The organism is Acidisoma sp. L85, assembly GCF_009765865.1.
Taxonomy (GTDB): Bacteria; Pseudomonadota; Alphaproteobacteria; order Acetobacterales; family Acetobacteraceae; genus Acidisoma.
On the sequence record NZ_LMUQ01000064.1, the window covers coordinates 23,439 to 37,692 of the forward strand.

A 14,254-nucleotide genomic window follows, 5' to 3' on the forward strand; every position below is an offset into this window, starting at 1 on the left:
CAGGAAGTCACGCGCATTCATGATGAGATACCCGATGCCACTGCTCGCATTGACCTGTTCGGCAACCACTAGCGTCAGCCAGCCGATGCCCACGGCATAGCGCAGCCCGGTCAGAAAGCCGGGCAGGGCGCCCGGTAGCACCACATTCCAGATAATTTCGGAGCGCGTAAGCTCCAAAGTTGTCGCGGCCTCGAGCACTTTGCGGTCGACGCCCCGGATGCCGGCGAAGAGGTTGAGGTAGATCGGGAAGACGGTGCCCAAGGCGATAAGCGCGATCTTCGGCGTCTCGCCAATGCCGAACCACAGGATGAACAACGGAATGAGCGCCAGATGGGGCAGGGTGCGCGCCATCTGCAAGGTAGCGTCAACGGTATCCTCACCGAGCCGCGAAAGCCCGGCGATCAAGGCGAAGATCGTGCCCAGCGCCACGCCGATCCCGAGGCCAACCGTGACCCGCACCAGCGACACGAGAAGGTTCGTGATAAGCTGCCCGGTGACGAGCAATTGCCAGAAGCTTTCCGCCACTGTGATGGGCGAAGGCATCAAACGCGTCTGGATTAGCCCGGCCGAGGCCAGACCCTGCCAGATCGCCAGGATCGCAACGGGTACCGCGACACGATGCGCACCGGTGCCCAACTGGCGTAGACCGCTCCAACGGAACGGCGCGCGGGACGTGGCGGAGCGCGAGGAGGAGAGGGCGAGGCTCATCGGACGGAGATGCTCCAACGGGAGGAGAAATCAAGAAAGCACGATTGACCGCGCCTGTATGGTTCAAATACCACAATTCTCACGCGGGTGCAGCATTAGCTGCCTCGCGCGGCTTGCAATCCCCGATTCAACTTAGGGTATCCCGATGATCCCGCGCCGCTCGCTTCTCACTCTCGCCCCTGCCGCCGCACTCGCCGGGTTGGTGGCCTCGCCCCGGCCAGCGGCTGCCGCAAGCGGCACCGTCCGCATCGGCTATCAGAAATACGGCACGCTCATCCTCCTCAAAGCCGCCGGTACCCTCGAAGCGTCGCTGGCGCCGCTCGGCTTTGGCGTGAGCTGGCACGAATTCCTGTCCGGCCCCCCGATGCTGGAGGCGATCAATGCCGGTGCCGTGGATTTCGGTATCACGGGCGAGACGCCGCCGGTCTTTGCCCAAGCCGCCGGCACGCCCTTTGTCTATGTCGCGGCCGATCCGCCGTCGCCCAGCGGCGAGGGCTTCGTCGTTCCCGGCTCCAGCACCGCGAAGTCGGTCGCGGATCTGCGCGGCAAGCGGATCGTCACCACGAAAGGCGCGAACGCCAATTATCTCCTCGTGGCGGGTCTCGATAAGGCGGGGCTGAAGCCGGGCGACGTCAAAATCGTCTATCTCGCCCCCCCCGACGCGCTGGCCGCTTTCCAGAGCGGCAGCGTCGATGCCTGGGTCGCCTGGGACCCTTTCTTCGCGACCGCTGAGCTGACGGGCGCGCGCCTTTTGGAAGACGGCACCGGCCTCGTGCCGAATCGCCAGTTCTTCCTGGCCGCCAAGAAATTCGCCGATGAGAGCCCAGCGGTGATCCATGCTTTGCTCAAAGCGGTGGGCGAGACCGAGGCCGCGGTGAAAGCGGATCCCGCCGCCGCAGCCGCCAAGATCGGACCGGTGACGGGTATTCCTGTGCCGATTCTCGTCCGTTCCTTGAGCCGTCTCGGTTATGGTGTGGGTCCGATCACGCCTGACATGATGGTCGATCAGCAGAAGATCGCCGATACCTTCTTCGGCCTTGGCCTTATCAAACAGAAGGTGACCGTGACGGATGCGGTCTGGAAAGGCTGACGGCGCGCCAATCAGCCCGGCTGTCGCACTGCATGGCTGCCGCGATCTTGAAAATGCCGGCGCGCGGTCGTTTCTGGCGGCTGCAGCCAGTCAGAGTTTGAAGCCATGTTCACGGGTATCATCACCGGCGTCGGGACGGTGTCCGAGATCGCCGCCATCGGCGAAGGCAACGACATGCGCCTGCGCCTCGCCGCACCCGAGGGCAATGCCGACTGGCAGGGCCTGCCGAACCTGGCGCTGGGCGCCTCCGTCTCCTGTTCCGGCTGCTGCCTCACCGTCGTCGAGAAAGGCGAGACCTGGTTCGCCGTCGATGTCTCGGCCGAGAGCCTGTCGAAGACCACGCTGGGCGGCTGGAAACCCGGGCGGCGCGTCAACCTCGAACGCGCGGTGCGGATGGGTGACGAATTGGGCGGCCATATCGTCTCCGGCCATGTCGATGGGCTGGGCGAGGTGCTGTCTGCGACAGCTGAACACGGCTCGACCCGCTGGCGGTTTCGCGTGCCAAAGGATATCGCGAGTTTCATCGCTCAGAAGGGCAGCGTCTGCGTCGATGGCGTCTCCTTGACCGTGAACGAGGTTCGGGGCGATGTGTTCGGCGTGAACATCATCCCCCATACGACGTCGGTCACGACCTTCGCGGATATGCGTGAAGGCGACGCCGTGAACATCGAAATCGACATGCTGGCGCGCTACGTGGCCCGGCTAGCGGAGGCCAGCGCATGAGCCTGATGGAAAGCCTCTCCCTGCACGACTACATCACGCCCGCCGCCGACCTCGTCGAGGAAGCGCGCGCCGGCCGCATGTTCATCCTGGTTGATGACGAGGATCGCGAGAACGAGGGCGATCTCGTTATCCCCGCGCAATTTGCGACGCCGGATGCCGTCAACTTCATGGCGCGCCACGCCCGAGGCCTGATCTGCCTCGCCATGACGCGCAGCCGGGTCGAGCAGCTCGGCCTGCCGTTCATGAGTTCCCAGCATCGCTCGCGCCACGCCTCCGCCTTCACGGTATCGATCGAGGCGCGGCACGGCATCAGCACGGGCATTTCGGCCGCCGACCGCGCGCGCACCATCGCGGTCGCGATCAACTCCGACAACCCGCGCGACGACATCGCGACGCCGGGCCATATCTTTCCGCTGTCGGCGCGGGACGGCGGCGCGCTGGTGCGAGCCGGCCATACCGAAGCGGCGGTCGATATCGCGCGCCTCGCCGGTCTCAACCCTTCGGGCGTGATCTGCGAGATCATGAACGACGACGGCACGATGTCCCGGCTGCCGGAACTGGTCGCCTTCGCGCAGCGCCATAACCTCAAGCTCGGCACCATCGCAGACCTCATCCGCCACCGCCGCCGCACCGAGAAGCTGGTCCGCCGCGCGCATGAGGGCTGGACGAACGAACTCGAAGGCGGCTCCTGGGCCGTGAAGGTCTTTGCCGACGAGATTTCTGGCACTGAGCACATTGCCTTGGTCAAGGGCGATGTCGCGGCACCCGGCCCGATCTTCGTGCGCGTCCATAGCGTGGAGCCCGTGGGTGATCTCTTCGGCACGGGGCGCGCTGCCCTCGCGGCCTCCTCGCGGATGATCGCGAATGAGGGGCGGGGCGTCATCGTCCTGCTGCGCGATACCTCGCCGGGCGCCGTTGCCCGCAAGCTCGGCCTAACCGAGGCCGCGCGTATCGAGGATCACGTGCTGCGCGATTACGGCATCGGCGCTCAGATCCTGATCGATCTCGGCGTGCGTGAGATGGTCCTGCTCACCAACCACCCGCGCAGCCTGATCGCGCTCGAGGGCTTCGGCCTGAATATCATCGACCAGCGGCCGCTTGAGCAGTTTCCCCTTGAACTCTGGACGGCTGGCAGCGGCGTATGAGCACCGCCGATTTCGTTCTCGGCGATATACCAAGCCTCGAAGGTTCGCCGCCCGAGGTCCTCATCATCGCGGCACCCTATTACCGCGACGTGGCGGACGGCATGGTTGGCGGTGCCCGGGCTGTGCTGGAAGAGGTCGGCGCCTCGCATGAAACCGTTGAGATCGCGGGCGCCTACGAGTTGCCCCAGGCGCTGCGCCTTGTCGCCACCGGGCGCCGCCGCTTCGACGGCTTCATCGCGATCGGCTGCGTCGTGAAGGGCGAAACCGATCATTACGACTTCATTTGCCGCGCGGCGATGGACGGGATGATGAATGTCGCCCTCGACCACGCCCTTTGCTTGGGCACTGCACTCCTGACGGTCGACACGCTCGACCAGGCGCGGGCGCGGTCGGGTTCAGAGCACAACAAGGGTGCGGAGGCGGCGGTCGCGATGTTGCGCCAGATCGCGCTTGCCCGCCGGCTGGGAAGCGCCTGATGGCCAATGCCCCGCGCCGCCCCCGCACAGCGTCGCGCGTCGCCGCAGTGCAGGCTCTGTTTCAGACCGAGCAGGCCGGCGAAAGCGCCGAAACCGTGATCGACCAATTCGCTCGTCATCGGCTGGGCGCGACCGAAGGCGGTTTCGAGGATGGCCGGGTGCCTGACGCCGATGTCCGGCTTTTCGCGGCCATCGTGCGGGCGGCCTCTACCGATCAGCCGCGTATCGACGACCTGATCTCCGAATGCCTGCCGCCCGAATGGGCCTTCCAGCGTCTTGATCCAGTCCTCCGTGCCCTGCTGCGCGCCGGTGCCGCCGAGCTTGCCATGGCGGGAGGGCCGCCGATCCGCGTGGTCATCAACGAATACCTCGACGTCGCGCACGGCTTCTTCACCGGCGACGAGCCGCGCATGGTCAACGGCATGCTGGACGCGCTGGCCCGCCGCAGTCATCCGGGCGAATTCGCCACGTCCCAATCCGGAACCCTGCCCGGTTGAACGTGACGCAGCTCGCACCCCATGACGGCTGAGACGGACGGCTCGGCTATGCCGATCATCGATCCAACGACTATTCCCTCCGAGTTCAGCCTGATCGGCCGGCACTTCCGGCCGTTGGCCGGGGAGGGCGCGCTCGATCTCGAGGACGATGCCGCCGTGTTGGCGCCCCCGCCGGGCCGGGAACTGGTGATGGCGGCCGATGCCATGGTCGCTGGCGTTCACTTCTTCCCCGACGACCCGCCCGACGGCATCGCGCGCAAGCTATTACGGGTCAATCTGTCGGACCTCGCGGCCATGGGCGCGGCGCCGCTGGGCTATCTGCTGACGGTCTCGGCCCCCCAATCGACGGCCGATGATTGGTTCGCCGGTTTCGCCGCCGGTCTGGCGGCCGACCAGGCCGAGTTCGGCCTGTCGCTATTGGGCGGTGACACCACCAGCACGCCAGGCCCCATCACCCTCTCGCTCACCATCATCGGCCATGTGGCGCCCGGTCGCGCGATCCGCCGGCGCGGAGCGCGTCCCGGTGATGAGGTTTGGGTCACCGGCACAATCGGCGACGGCGCGCTCGGCCTTGCCGTTTCGCTTGGCCGCCTGGACGACCCGACCGGCTACCTCAGAGCGCGCTACCGCGTGCCGAGCCCGCGCCTCGGGCTGCCGCTGGCCGGCCGCGTGCGCGCGGCGATCGATGTTTCGGACGGGCTGCTCCAGGATCTCGGCCATCTGTGCCGGCTTGCCGCTTGTGGTGCCGAGGTGGCAGCCGATCAACTTCCGCTTTCCCCCGCCGCGCGCGTCGCCGGTCCTGCCTGGCTGGCGGACTGCCTTGGCGGCGGCGACGATTACGAATTGCTATTGGCGGTGGCGCCCGGCGAAGGCGAGGCGCTCGCCGCCGACTGCGCCGCCCTTGGCGTGCCGCTCACCCGCGTTGGCCGCTTCGTGCGGGAGACAGGCGTCAGTGTAGTGGACAAGGATGGCGCGCCGCTGGCGATATCCCACCACGGCTGGAGCCACTTTTAGACCATCGCCGAACGGCCAATAGGCCAGACGCAGGCTGCTTTCCTACAGCGAGCCGCCCGAGAGGCCGCTACCCGGCCCGTTGCTGCTCGGGGTCTGGTTGAAGCGCCCCACATTGCCGAAGAGCTGCTGCAGTACCGAGGCACTCGAACCCGGCGACGGCGTCGAGCCTGGCGCCATCGATACCGACTTGGCGTCGCGCTTGTTGTAGGTCTTTACCTGCCGCAGTGTGCCGTTCGGATCGAAGGTCAGAACCACGACCCGCTGCGTCAGCACACCCGGCAGTCGTCCCACCCGCGGCTGGGTGATCTGACTGATATAGACCCAGCTGTTGTCGTCGAAGGTCTCGCGCGCTGTCGGTGAACCCAGCAGCGACGTGGCATCCGCGGTCGTGGACGTTCCCGGGATGAGCTGCTTCAGCGAATCCCGGTCCACAGGATTGCCGCGCACCGTAGTATTCGCAGCGAAAAGGCTGCAGCCTCCGAGGGATAGCATCAGGGCTACACCAGCAATCGCACCAAAGCAGCGGGCGGATCGCGCAGTGGATGAGGAACGCAGGACCACGCGGCGGGATCTCTCTAAGGTCTAGCGGGGCTGGGTGTCATGCCACCGATCCCCTGTCAACGCCTGAGCGACCATCCGGAATGTGTAAGAGCCGTTGAGGAAGCGGCTGCGGCCTTCCGCGTCGGGCGCTATAATCAAGTGATGTCGAAAGCCGCCACACCCCAAGAGCCTGCTCCGGAGTTCAGCCGCCTCCTGCCCGTCGGGCAGATCGGCGCCCTCGGAACCGAGCGGGAATTGACCGCCACGCCAGAGGAACGCGCGCTCATCGCCAAGCGCCTTGGTCTTGAGGGGTTGCCCATGTTCTCGGCGACTGTCCGAGTCGCGCAGCAGAAGCGCGGCGGCGGTTTCCTGGCGGAGGGACGGCTGCGGGCAAGGGCGCGGCGGGTCTGCGTCGTCTCGCTCGATACATTTACCGAGCCGACCGACCACACCTTCTCCCTGCGCTTCGTCACGGAGGACAAGCTCTCGGAACTTGACCCAACGGAGAGCGAATTGCCGGATGAGGTCGTCTATGACGGCGAGGCGATCGACCTCGGCGAGGCGCTGGTCGAGGAATATGCCTTGGCCCTTGCTCCTTATCCGAAAAAACCCGGCGCCAAGCTGCCAGTGATCGAGGAGCCGGAGGCCAGTCCTTTCGCGGTTCTCAAGAACCTCAAACTGCCAAACTGAGGCCGCCGCACCCCAGCCGGTGACCGCATTGGCTTGCTCCTGGCGGAACCGTCTGGTAAGGGGCGCGCCTCCATCAACACGACAGGGTGATGCGGTTTAACCTGCCGCGCATCACGCGAAGCGAAAGGGGTTTCGGCAATGGCCGTTCCCAAAAGAAAGACCTCGCCGTCCCGCCAAGGGATGCGCCGTAGCCATCACGCGATCCCGACCGAGGCTCACGCCGAGTGCGGGAACTGTGGTGAGCTGAAGCGCCCCCATCATATCTGCAGCCACTGCGGTCACTATGACGGCCGTGAAGTTGTAGGTGCGGGCAAGGCGCTCAAAGGCACGGTCCGGGTCTGATCCTCGGCGGCCATGGTGATGCCGTCCGCGACGACCGATACCGCAACGCTCCCATATGCGCTCGCCGTTGATGCGATGGGCGGGGATGACGCCCCGGAAATGGTCGTCGCCGGCATAGCTTTGGCTGCGGAACGTCATCCCGGCAGCCGCTTCCTGCTCATCGGCGACGAGACCCAGCTTGCGGCGCTGCTCGAGCGCTATCCGCGCGCGCGTGCCGTCTGCACGCTGCGCCACGCGGCCGAGGTCATCCTCAACGAGATGAAGCCGACCGCGGCCTTGCGGTTGCGGGACTCCTCGATGCGTGTCGCGATCGATGCGGTGGCGCAAAGCGAGGCGAGCGCCGTCATTTCGGCCGGCAACACCGGCGCCCTGTTGGCGCTGGCCAAGATTGTCCTGAAGACGCTCCCCGGCATCGACCGGCCTGCCATGGCGGCGACGGTACCCTCGGCGCGCGCCGATGTCGTCATGCTCGACCTCGGCGCGAATGTCCTCTGTGACACCCGCAACCTGGTCGAATTCGCCGTCATGGGCGAGATGTATGCCCGTACCGTGCTTGGCATCCCTAATCCCACCATCGGCTTGCTCAATGTCGGTTCCGAGGAACTCAAGGGTGACGAGCGGCTGCGGCAGGCGGCCGAAATCCTGCGCGCCAGCCATATGGGTCCTCGATTCCACGGCTTCGTGGAGGGGCACGACATTGCTGCCGGTACGACCGATGTCGTGGTTACGGATGGCTTCACTGGCAATATCGCGCTGAAAACCGGGGAGGGCGCGCTGCGCCTCGTCGGGGGCCTCCTGCGCCAGGTCTTTACCAGCAGCCTTTCGGCGAAGCTTGCTTATCTTCTGGCGCGCGCGGGGCTCGACCGACTGCGCGAATGGCTCGATCCCCGCCGCTACAACGGCGCCGTGCTGGTCGGCCTAAACGGGATCGTCGTGAAATCCCATGGCGGCACCGATGCGCTCGGCTTCGCCCATGCTATCGACGTCGCCATGAATATGGTGGCCCATGGCTTTACCGCCGGCATCCGGGACGGCCTGCTGCGCATCGCCGAGCTCGACGCCGCGGCGGCGCTTCTGGCGGCAAGCGAGGCGGCTGCTCAGGACGGGCCGCTCTCCACGCTCGCCGTCGCGACCTAGGCCGCGATCTTGGGCGCCTCAGCACGATCGGTCCTGGCAGGCGTTGGTGGCTTTCTGCCCGCGCGGCTGGTGACGAATGCGATGCTCGCCGAGACCCTCGACACTTCGGATACCTGGATCCGCGAGCGCACTGGGATCCGCCAGCGCTACCTCATCGGCCCGGACGACACCACGGGCTCCATGGCGACGGAGGCGTCGCGCCGGGCTCTAGCGTCGGCAGGGATAGCGGCTGACGAGATCGACCTCATCATTGTGGGCACCAGCACGCCCGACCAGGCTTTCCCATCGGTCGCTGTCCGCGTCCAGGCTGCCCTCGGCATCCCCGGCGGGTTCGCCTTCGACATCTCCGCCGCCTGCGCCGGCTTTGTCTACGCGCTGTCCCTGGCCGACGACCTCATCCGCGCGGGCCGCGCGCGCGGCGCGCTGGTCATCGGCGCCGAAGCCTTTTCGCGCATCCTGGATTGGACGGATCGCGGAACCTGCGTACTGTTCGGCGACGGTGCCGGCGCCGTGGTCCTGCGCGCGGCGCCCCCGAGCGACGGCGTCGAGCAACCCGGCATCCTCTCCACTCACCTGCACGCTCAGGGCTCCCTGGGCGACATCCTATACGTCGACGGCGGCGTTGGCGTGACCGACAGCGCGGGGCTGCTGCTTTCCGGCAAGCTTCGCATGAACGGCAGGGACGTCTTTCGTCACGCGGTCCAACGCCTCTCGGAGAGTGTCGAGGAGGCCCTCGCCGCGAACGGCCTCTCCCACGACGAGATCGACTGGCTTGTGCCCCATCAGGCGAATATCCGGATCATCGAAAGCATGGGCCGCAAGCTGGGCCTGCCGCCCGAGCGTGTCGTCATCACCGTCGATCGTCATGCCAATACCTCCGCCGCTTCAATCCCTCTGGCCTTGGCCGAGGCATGGACGGACGGCCGCATCCAGCCGGGTCAACGGATTTTGATGGAGGCCTTGGGAGGCGGCTTGGTCTGGGGTTCCGCGCTGCTGCGCGTCTAGCACCGAGGCGCTGCTGGCGGCGGCGGCAATACAATGCCGCTGCGATCCCTTCATCCAATGTGTTGAAGCTGTTGCATTTCGTTGACTCGCCTCGCGAGAATGTTAACGTTGTTTCATGAGTACCGTGACCCGCGCGCAGCTTGCCGAGATGATCTACACGCAGGTTGGGCTGTCACGGAACGAATCCGCAAGCCTCCTGGAATATGTTTTGGAACGTATCGCCCGCGCTCTCGAGGCCGGAGATTCTGTTAAAATCAGTGGTTTCGGAACCTTTTCTGTTAGGCAGAAAGGGCGTCGCGTCGGTCGCAATCCTAAGACCGGCGTCGAGGTTCCGATCCTGCCGCGGCGTGTCCTCGTCTTCCGCCCTAGCCAAGTACTCAAGGGCGTCGTTAACGGCGAAATCGTTCTCGATGATGGAGAAGACCTATGAGCCAGGCTGTCATTATGCCGGCGGAAGAGGATCTGCTCGGCAGGCAGAAGATCAAGAAAGCACCCAGCGCTTTCCGAACTATCAGTGAGGTAGCGGACGATCTTCACATACCGCAGCATGTTCTGCGCTTCTGGGAAACGAAATTCACCCAGGTGAAACCGCTCAAGCGTGGCGGCGGCCGGCGCTACTACCGTCCGGAGGATATCGCGCTGCTGCGGCGGATTGCCAATCTGCTCTACACCCAAGGCTATACGATCAAGGGCGTGCAGCGCCTGCTGCGCGAAGGTGGCGGTCGCCTCGCGGACGATATCCCGCCGCCTCCCGTCGATGAGCATGACGTCGAAACCGATATGCCCGAGGTTGAGCGCGCCGTCAGCGAAACCGCGTCGGTTCCGTCGCCATCGCCGCCGCAACGACTGCCGCTGCGCTTCGTGCCGAGATCGGCCGCGATCTTCGCGCCGATTCCGCTGCATGGCACGCGGCCTCTTGAGGCTGGCACTGCCCAGTTCGATGAGGTCGTGCGTCTGAAACGTGTTCTGAGCGACACCCTCTACCAGCTGGAGACGCTGAAGGACTTGCTGGCGCCGTAGAACCGGGCGGTCGTCACAAGTAATTATATCTCCATCACCCTCGGCGACCGTCGGGGGCGCCGTCTATTGCGCGGTCGAGCGCGACCCATATCCGCTCGACCTGATGGCCGGCCGAAAGCGAGTGTCATGGAACTGACACGGACAGCCACTTAGCGCGCAGGCTATGGAGCCGCGCAGAAGCTAAGGAATTGGCATGTCAGACGCGACGATGGGCTCCGCGCCCGCCGCTGGCCGCGATCTCAGCAATGATACGCATCCGGCAACCATACCGGTTTTCGTCCTCCTGCTCGTCTGCGGGATCGGCTACGCCGTTTACGGCCTCCTCTCGGATATCAACAACACCGGCCAGTCGCCGCTCGCGATAGGCGCCTTCGTGCTGCTCGGCCTGGCGCTGCTGATCGCGCTGGGCTTCGAGTTCGTAAACGGCTTCCATGACACTGCGAACGCGGTGGCGACCGTCATCTACACCAATAGCCTGCCGGCGCCGGTCGCGGTGGTCTGGTCGGGGATATGGAATTTCCTCGGCGTTCTCACCTCCTCGGGCGCGGTCGCCTACAGCATCATCGCGCTTTTGCCGACCGATCTCGTGCTCAATGTCGGCAGCGGTTCCGGCTTCGCCATGATCTTCGCGCTGCTCATCGCGGCGATCATCTGGAACCTCGGCACCTGGTGGCTGGGCCTGCCGAATTCCTCCTCCCACGCGCTGATCGGCTCGGTGATCGGCGTCGGCCTCGCCAACCAACTCATGGCACCGAGCGGCCAGGCGGCGGCCGGGGTGCAGTGGGGCGCCGCCATCGGCGTGCTCAAGGGCCTCATCTTCAGCCCCATCGCCGGTTTCATCCTGGCGGCGTTGCTTTTGTTGATCCTCAAATTCCTGGTGCGGAACAAGACGCTCTACACCGCGCCGGAGGGGAAGAAGCCCCCGCCGCTTTGGATCAGGAGTATCCTGGTGCTGACCTGCACCAGCGTCTCCTTCGCCCATGGCGGCAACGACGGGCAGAAGGGCATGGGCCTCATCATGCTCATCCTGATCGGCGTCGCGCCGACGGCCTTCGCGCTGAACCGCACTATTCCCGAAAGCAGCACGCCGGGCTTTCTCAAGGTCAGCGAGCAGGCGTCTCAGGTGTTCAAGACTCACTCCGCCGGGCAGGCGGCGGTCGATCCCTCAGCCGCGCGGCACTTAGTGGACGATGCGCTCAATCGAAAGGACGTCGTTCAGCCGCAGGTTTTCGCCGCCCTCAGCGTGATTACCGATGACATCCGCAACCAGGTGAAAAGCTACGGTGCCATTCGCCATGTCCCCGCCGCGCAGACCACCAATATGCGCAACGACATGTATCTGGCGGACAGCGCCGTCACCGCCATCGGCAAGGAGAAGGGTGCCGTCTCTGGCCCGGAGGCCTCGACCCTGAAATCCTACAAGAGCGCCCTGGAAAAGGGCACGCGGTTCATACCAACTTGGGTGAAGGTTTCGGTCGCCATCGCGCTTGGTCTTGGCACCATGGTCGGCTGGAAGCGCATTGTGAAGACGGTGGGCGAGCGGATCGGCAAGACTCACCTCACTTATGCTCAAGGCGCCGCATCCGAGATCGTCGCCGCGGGCACCATCGGCCTCGCCGAAGCCTACGGCCTGCCGGTCTCAACCACGCATATCCTTTCGAGCGGCGTCGCCGGCACTATGGCGGCGAATGGTTCGGGCCTGCAGTGGGGCACGGTGAAGGCGCTGGGGGCGGCCTGGGTTCTGACATTGCCGGCCGCGATCACCATCTCGGCCTGCCTGTTCTACATTTTCCGCCATCTCTTTTGAGGCCGCCGAACGCCAAGGGGCTGCCCGCGAACGGACAGCCCCATTTTTTCAAGCCCAAAAACCTCAGGCTAGGTTCCGCCGGAAGCCCCCGCCGATCCGGCGCCGGATGAGCCGCCGCTGCCAGGTGCCGCCGGCGCGGCACCGACAGTGTTGGTTCCTGGAACGGTGCCGGTCACCGGGTTGGTCGGCTGCGCTGCGGCTGGCGATGCGGCGGGCGACGGTTCAGTCGCCGGTATCTCTTTGGCCGTTGTGCCTTCCGTGTCATTGCAGGCGGCAAGACCAAGCAGCAGAGCCGCCGCGGCGGCGGCCTTCATGATGCGCGCGGATGTCATTGCGATTCCTCCTTTGAACGACGCCTCGGCCGAGACCGGATTGCCTGGACCAATTGACGATTCATGCAAGGCGATCTGAGGCCTCGAAAGCGTCTGTCAACATTCTGGTTTCCCAGAACATTTATCTCACGCGTTCGTGCACACCCGTGTCACGTCCAACAATTGTTACGAAGGCGAGGTCGGTGAAGCGCCCGACGAGTTAGGTCCCGGAACCGTGCCGGTGACCGGATTCGTCGGCGCCGAGACGGCCGGGGAGGCTCCCGGGACGGGCGAAGTCGGCGCCGGTTCTTTCGCGGTCACGCCATTGTCCTGACACGCGGCGAGCGACAGCAGCGCGAAGGCCGCTGGTGCGGCGATCCAGAGGTGAGACTTCATTGGAGTGGCTCCCAAACGGCTTATGAACCCGGAAAGTTGGGCCTTTCGCCTTGCGGTCAAATCGCAAGATCGTCATAGGCGAGGAATGAGGCGCCTCCAGGATCTCGGTGCGATCATCGGCGAGGCGGATGCTTTCCTCCTCGATCAGTTCGGCACCCTGCATGATGGAGCGGCGCTCTATCCCGGCGTTGCGGCGGCGCTGCGGCGAGTGCGGGCATCTGGCGCGCGGGTCCTCATTCTCTCTAATTCAGGCAGCCGCGCATCCCGCAATGCGGCGCGCCTGGCGAGGCTTGGTCTTTCGCCCGGCCAGTATGACGGCTTTCTGAGTTCGGGTGAGGTCGCGTGGCGGATGCTCTCCGGGCCTCGGCCGCCGAGCCTGCGCGGCGCCCGCCGCTGCCTGGTGCTGGCGCGCGGTGATGGCCCGGACCTCCTGAATGGCCTCGATCTGCTCCGCGTCCAGGACGCGGCCGAGGCTGACCTCATCCTGCTGCTTGGCAGCGAGGCGGACCGACTTGGCCTCGATCACTACCGGGAGCGCCTGCTGCCTGCGGCTCGGCGCGGCATTCCCTGCCTCTGTGCCAACCCGGACCGCCTCATGGTTCTCCCGGGTGGCGCCGAGGCCGCTGCCGCCGGCACGATTGCCGAGGCCTATGAGGCGATGGGCGGCCCGGTGATCTGGATCGGAAAGCCTCACGGCGCGATTTACGATGAAGCCTTCGCCACCCTGGGCGGTGTGCCGCGGGCGCGCATCTGGGCGGTGGGCGATAGTGTTGAGCATGACGTGGCGGGCGGCGCCCGGCAGAGCTGCCGGAGCGCGCTCGTTTTGACCGGCATCGCGGCGGCGCTGGACGCGATCGGCCTGGAAGCCGAGATTAAGCGCTTTGGTGCGAGTCCGGACGTCGTGCTACCCGCCTTTATCTGGCCGGAAGCGCAACCATGCTCTGGCTCGGCGACTGAGGGGAGATAGCGATGCGCATGCCGCGACTTCTGAAAGCGGGCTTGGCTCTGCTCGTTGCGAGCGTCGTCACCGCCTGCTACCCGCCGCCACCGCCGCACTACTACAGACCGCCACCGCCGGTTTATCGCGTGCCACCGCCGGTCTATCGCGCGCCGCCCCCGCCCGCCTATTATCGGCCGCCGCCTCCTGCCTATCGTCCCCCGCCACCGGGGGCCTATTACCGTCCGCCGGGGTATTGAACATGCGCTCCTTACTTTTCGTTATGACCGCACTTGTCGGCTTCGGCCTGGCTGGTTGTGGTGATTCGGATTCCCTTGCGAAGATGGGATTCCACGGCTCGACGGCAGCTAAACCGGATGGCGGGCTGCCAGCGGGTGCCTCCGCGTTCAGCGGCG

The 14,254-nt window shown here is 65.7% G+C and carries 19 protein-coding genes; 15 read left to right on the plus strand and 4 right to left on the minus strand.

What is annotated here, in order from left to right; genetic code table 11:
- Window positions 1–708: ABC transporter permease subunit (locus GSQ83_RS22000; RefSeq protein ID WP_158805031.1), on the minus strand; the 708-nt coding region annotated here is incomplete at its 3' end.
- A gap of 145 nt (window positions 709–853) precedes the next feature.
- Between GSQ83_RS22000 and GSQ83_RS22005 the strand changes: the two genes are divergently transcribed.
- The 6 genes from GSQ83_RS22005 (at window position 854) to thiL (ending at window position 5,653) form a co-directional block, all read left to right on the plus strand.
- Window positions 854–1,798: an aliphatic sulfonate ABC transporter substrate-binding protein gene (locus tag GSQ83_RS22005; RefSeq protein WP_174246716.1), complete on the plus strand. Its 945-nt coding sequence runs from the start codon at window positions 854–856 to the stop codon at window positions 1,796–1,798.
- 105 nt (window positions 1,799–1,903) lie between these two features.
- Window positions 1,904–2,521 carry a riboflavin synthase gene (locus tag GSQ83_RS22010; RefSeq protein ID WP_158805032.1) on the plus strand — a complete coding sequence of 206 codons (618 nt, stop codon included), beginning with the start codon at window positions 1,904–1,906 and terminating at the stop codon, window positions 2,519–2,521.
- Window positions 2,518–3,666, plus strand: coding sequence for a 3,4-dihydroxy-2-butanone-4-phosphate synthase (ribB, locus tag GSQ83_RS22015; protein WP_158805033.1), 1,149 nt, complete (start codon window positions 2,518–2,520; stop codon window positions 3,664–3,666). Before GSQ83_RS22010 ends, ribB begins: the two co-directional genes overlap by 4 nt.
- Window positions 3,663–4,142 (plus strand): 6,7-dimethyl-8-ribityllumazine synthase, encoded by a 480-nt coding sequence (ribH, locus tag GSQ83_RS22020; protein WP_158805034.1) that lies wholly within the window; start codon window positions 3,663–3,665, stop codon window positions 4,140–4,142. The genes ribB and ribH overlap by 4 nt, the downstream gene beginning before the upstream one ends.
- The gene (gene nusB, locus GSQ83_RS22025) at window positions 4,142–4,639 is read left to right on the plus strand and encodes a transcription antitermination factor NusB (RefSeq protein ID WP_158805035.1); all 498 of its coding nucleotides are present in this window, start codon (window positions 4,142–4,144) and stop codon (window positions 4,637–4,639) included. The genes ribH and nusB overlap by 1 nt, the downstream gene beginning before the upstream one ends.
- Before the next feature lie 21 nt (window positions 4,640–4,660).
- Window positions 4,661–5,653, plus strand: coding sequence for a thiamine-phosphate kinase (gene thiL, locus GSQ83_RS22030; protein WP_158805036.1), 993 nt, complete (start codon window positions 4,661–4,663; stop codon window positions 5,651–5,653).
- A gap of 42 nt (window positions 5,654–5,695) precedes the next feature.
- Here thiL and GSQ83_RS22035 read toward each other — a convergent pair whose 3' ends face one another.
- Window positions 5,696–6,145 carry an outer membrane protein assembly factor BamE gene (locus tag GSQ83_RS22035; RefSeq protein WP_158805037.1) on the minus strand — a complete coding sequence of 150 codons (450 nt, stop codon included), beginning with the start codon at window positions 6,143–6,145 and terminating at the stop codon, window positions 5,696–5,698.
- Window positions 6,146–6,355: 210 nt separating this feature from the next.
- On the opposite strand from GSQ83_RS22035, the gene GSQ83_RS22040 reads away from it, so the two are divergent.
- The 7 genes from GSQ83_RS22040 to GSQ83_RS22070 all read left to right on the plus strand — a co-directional run bounded on the left by GSQ83_RS22040 (window position 6,356) and on the right by GSQ83_RS22070 (window position 12,194).
- On the plus strand, window positions 6,356–6,883 hold the full coding sequence (locus GSQ83_RS22040; protein WP_158805038.1) for a DUF177 domain-containing protein: 528 nt from the start codon (window positions 6,356–6,358) through the stop codon (window positions 6,881–6,883).
- Window positions 6,884–7,021: 138 nt separating this feature from the next.
- Window positions 7,022–7,225, plus strand: a complete 204-nt coding sequence (gene rpmF, locus GSQ83_RS22045; RefSeq protein WP_158805039.1) for a 50S ribosomal protein L32 — start codon at window positions 7,022–7,024, stop codon at window positions 7,223–7,225.
- Between the two features lie 12 nt (window positions 7,226–7,237).
- A complete protein-coding gene (gene plsX, locus GSQ83_RS22050) occupies window positions 7,238–8,362 on the plus strand; it encodes a phosphate acyltransferase PlsX (RefSeq protein ID WP_158805040.1) in 1,125 nt (374 codons plus the stop codon).
- Between the two features lie 9 nt (window positions 8,363–8,371).
- Entirely contained in the window at window positions 8,372–9,367 is a 996-nt protein-coding gene (locus GSQ83_RS22055) for a beta-ketoacyl-ACP synthase III (RefSeq protein WP_256367126.1), read from the plus strand.
- 115 nt (window positions 9,368–9,482) lie between these two features.
- On the plus strand, window positions 9,483–9,797 hold the full coding sequence (locus GSQ83_RS22060) for an integration host factor subunit alpha (RefSeq protein WP_158805041.1): 315 nt from the start codon (window positions 9,483–9,485) through the stop codon (window positions 9,795–9,797).
- Window positions 9,794–10,387 carry a MerR family transcriptional regulator gene (locus tag GSQ83_RS22065; RefSeq protein ID WP_158805042.1) on the plus strand — a complete coding sequence of 198 codons (594 nt, stop codon included), beginning with the start codon at window positions 9,794–9,796 and terminating at the stop codon, window positions 10,385–10,387. The genes GSQ83_RS22060 and GSQ83_RS22065 overlap by 4 nt, the downstream gene beginning before the upstream one ends.
- A 193-nt stretch (window positions 10,388–10,580) precedes the next feature.
- Window positions 10,581–12,194 carry an inorganic phosphate transporter gene (locus GSQ83_RS22070; protein ID WP_158805043.1) on the plus strand — a complete coding sequence of 538 codons (1,614 nt, stop codon included), beginning with the start codon at window positions 10,581–10,583 and terminating at the stop codon, window positions 12,192–12,194.
- 68 nt (window positions 12,195–12,262) lie between these two features.
- On the opposite strand, the gene GSQ83_RS22075 is transcribed toward GSQ83_RS22070, so the two are convergent.
- Both GSQ83_RS22075 and GSQ83_RS22080 read right to left on the minus strand, forming a co-directional pair.
- Window positions 12,263–12,526, minus strand: a complete 264-nt coding sequence (locus tag GSQ83_RS22075) for a hypothetical protein (protein WP_158805044.1) — start codon at window positions 12,524–12,526, stop codon at window positions 12,263–12,265.
- Between the two features lie 165 nt (window positions 12,527–12,691).
- The gene (locus GSQ83_RS22080; protein ID WP_158805045.1) at window positions 12,692–12,901 is read right to left on the minus strand and encodes a hypothetical protein; all 210 of its coding nucleotides are present in this window, start codon (window positions 12,899–12,901) and stop codon (window positions 12,692–12,694) included.
- 85 nt (window positions 12,902–12,986) lie between these two features.
- Between GSQ83_RS22080 and GSQ83_RS22085 the strand changes: the two genes are divergently transcribed.
- Together GSQ83_RS22085 and GSQ83_RS22090 are read left to right on the plus strand one after the other, a co-directional pair.
- Window positions 12,987–13,868: a TIGR01459 family HAD-type hydrolase gene (locus GSQ83_RS22085; RefSeq protein ID WP_158805046.1), complete on the plus strand. Its 882-nt coding sequence runs from the start codon at window positions 12,987–12,989 to the stop codon at window positions 13,866–13,868.
- A 2-nt stretch (window positions 13,869–13,870) separates the two neighbouring features.
- The gene (locus GSQ83_RS22090) at window positions 13,871–14,098 is read left to right on the plus strand and encodes a hypothetical protein (RefSeq protein WP_158805047.1); all 228 of its coding nucleotides are present in this window, start codon (window positions 13,871–13,873) and stop codon (window positions 14,096–14,098) included.
- Window positions 14,099–14,254 lie beyond the last annotated feature (156 nt).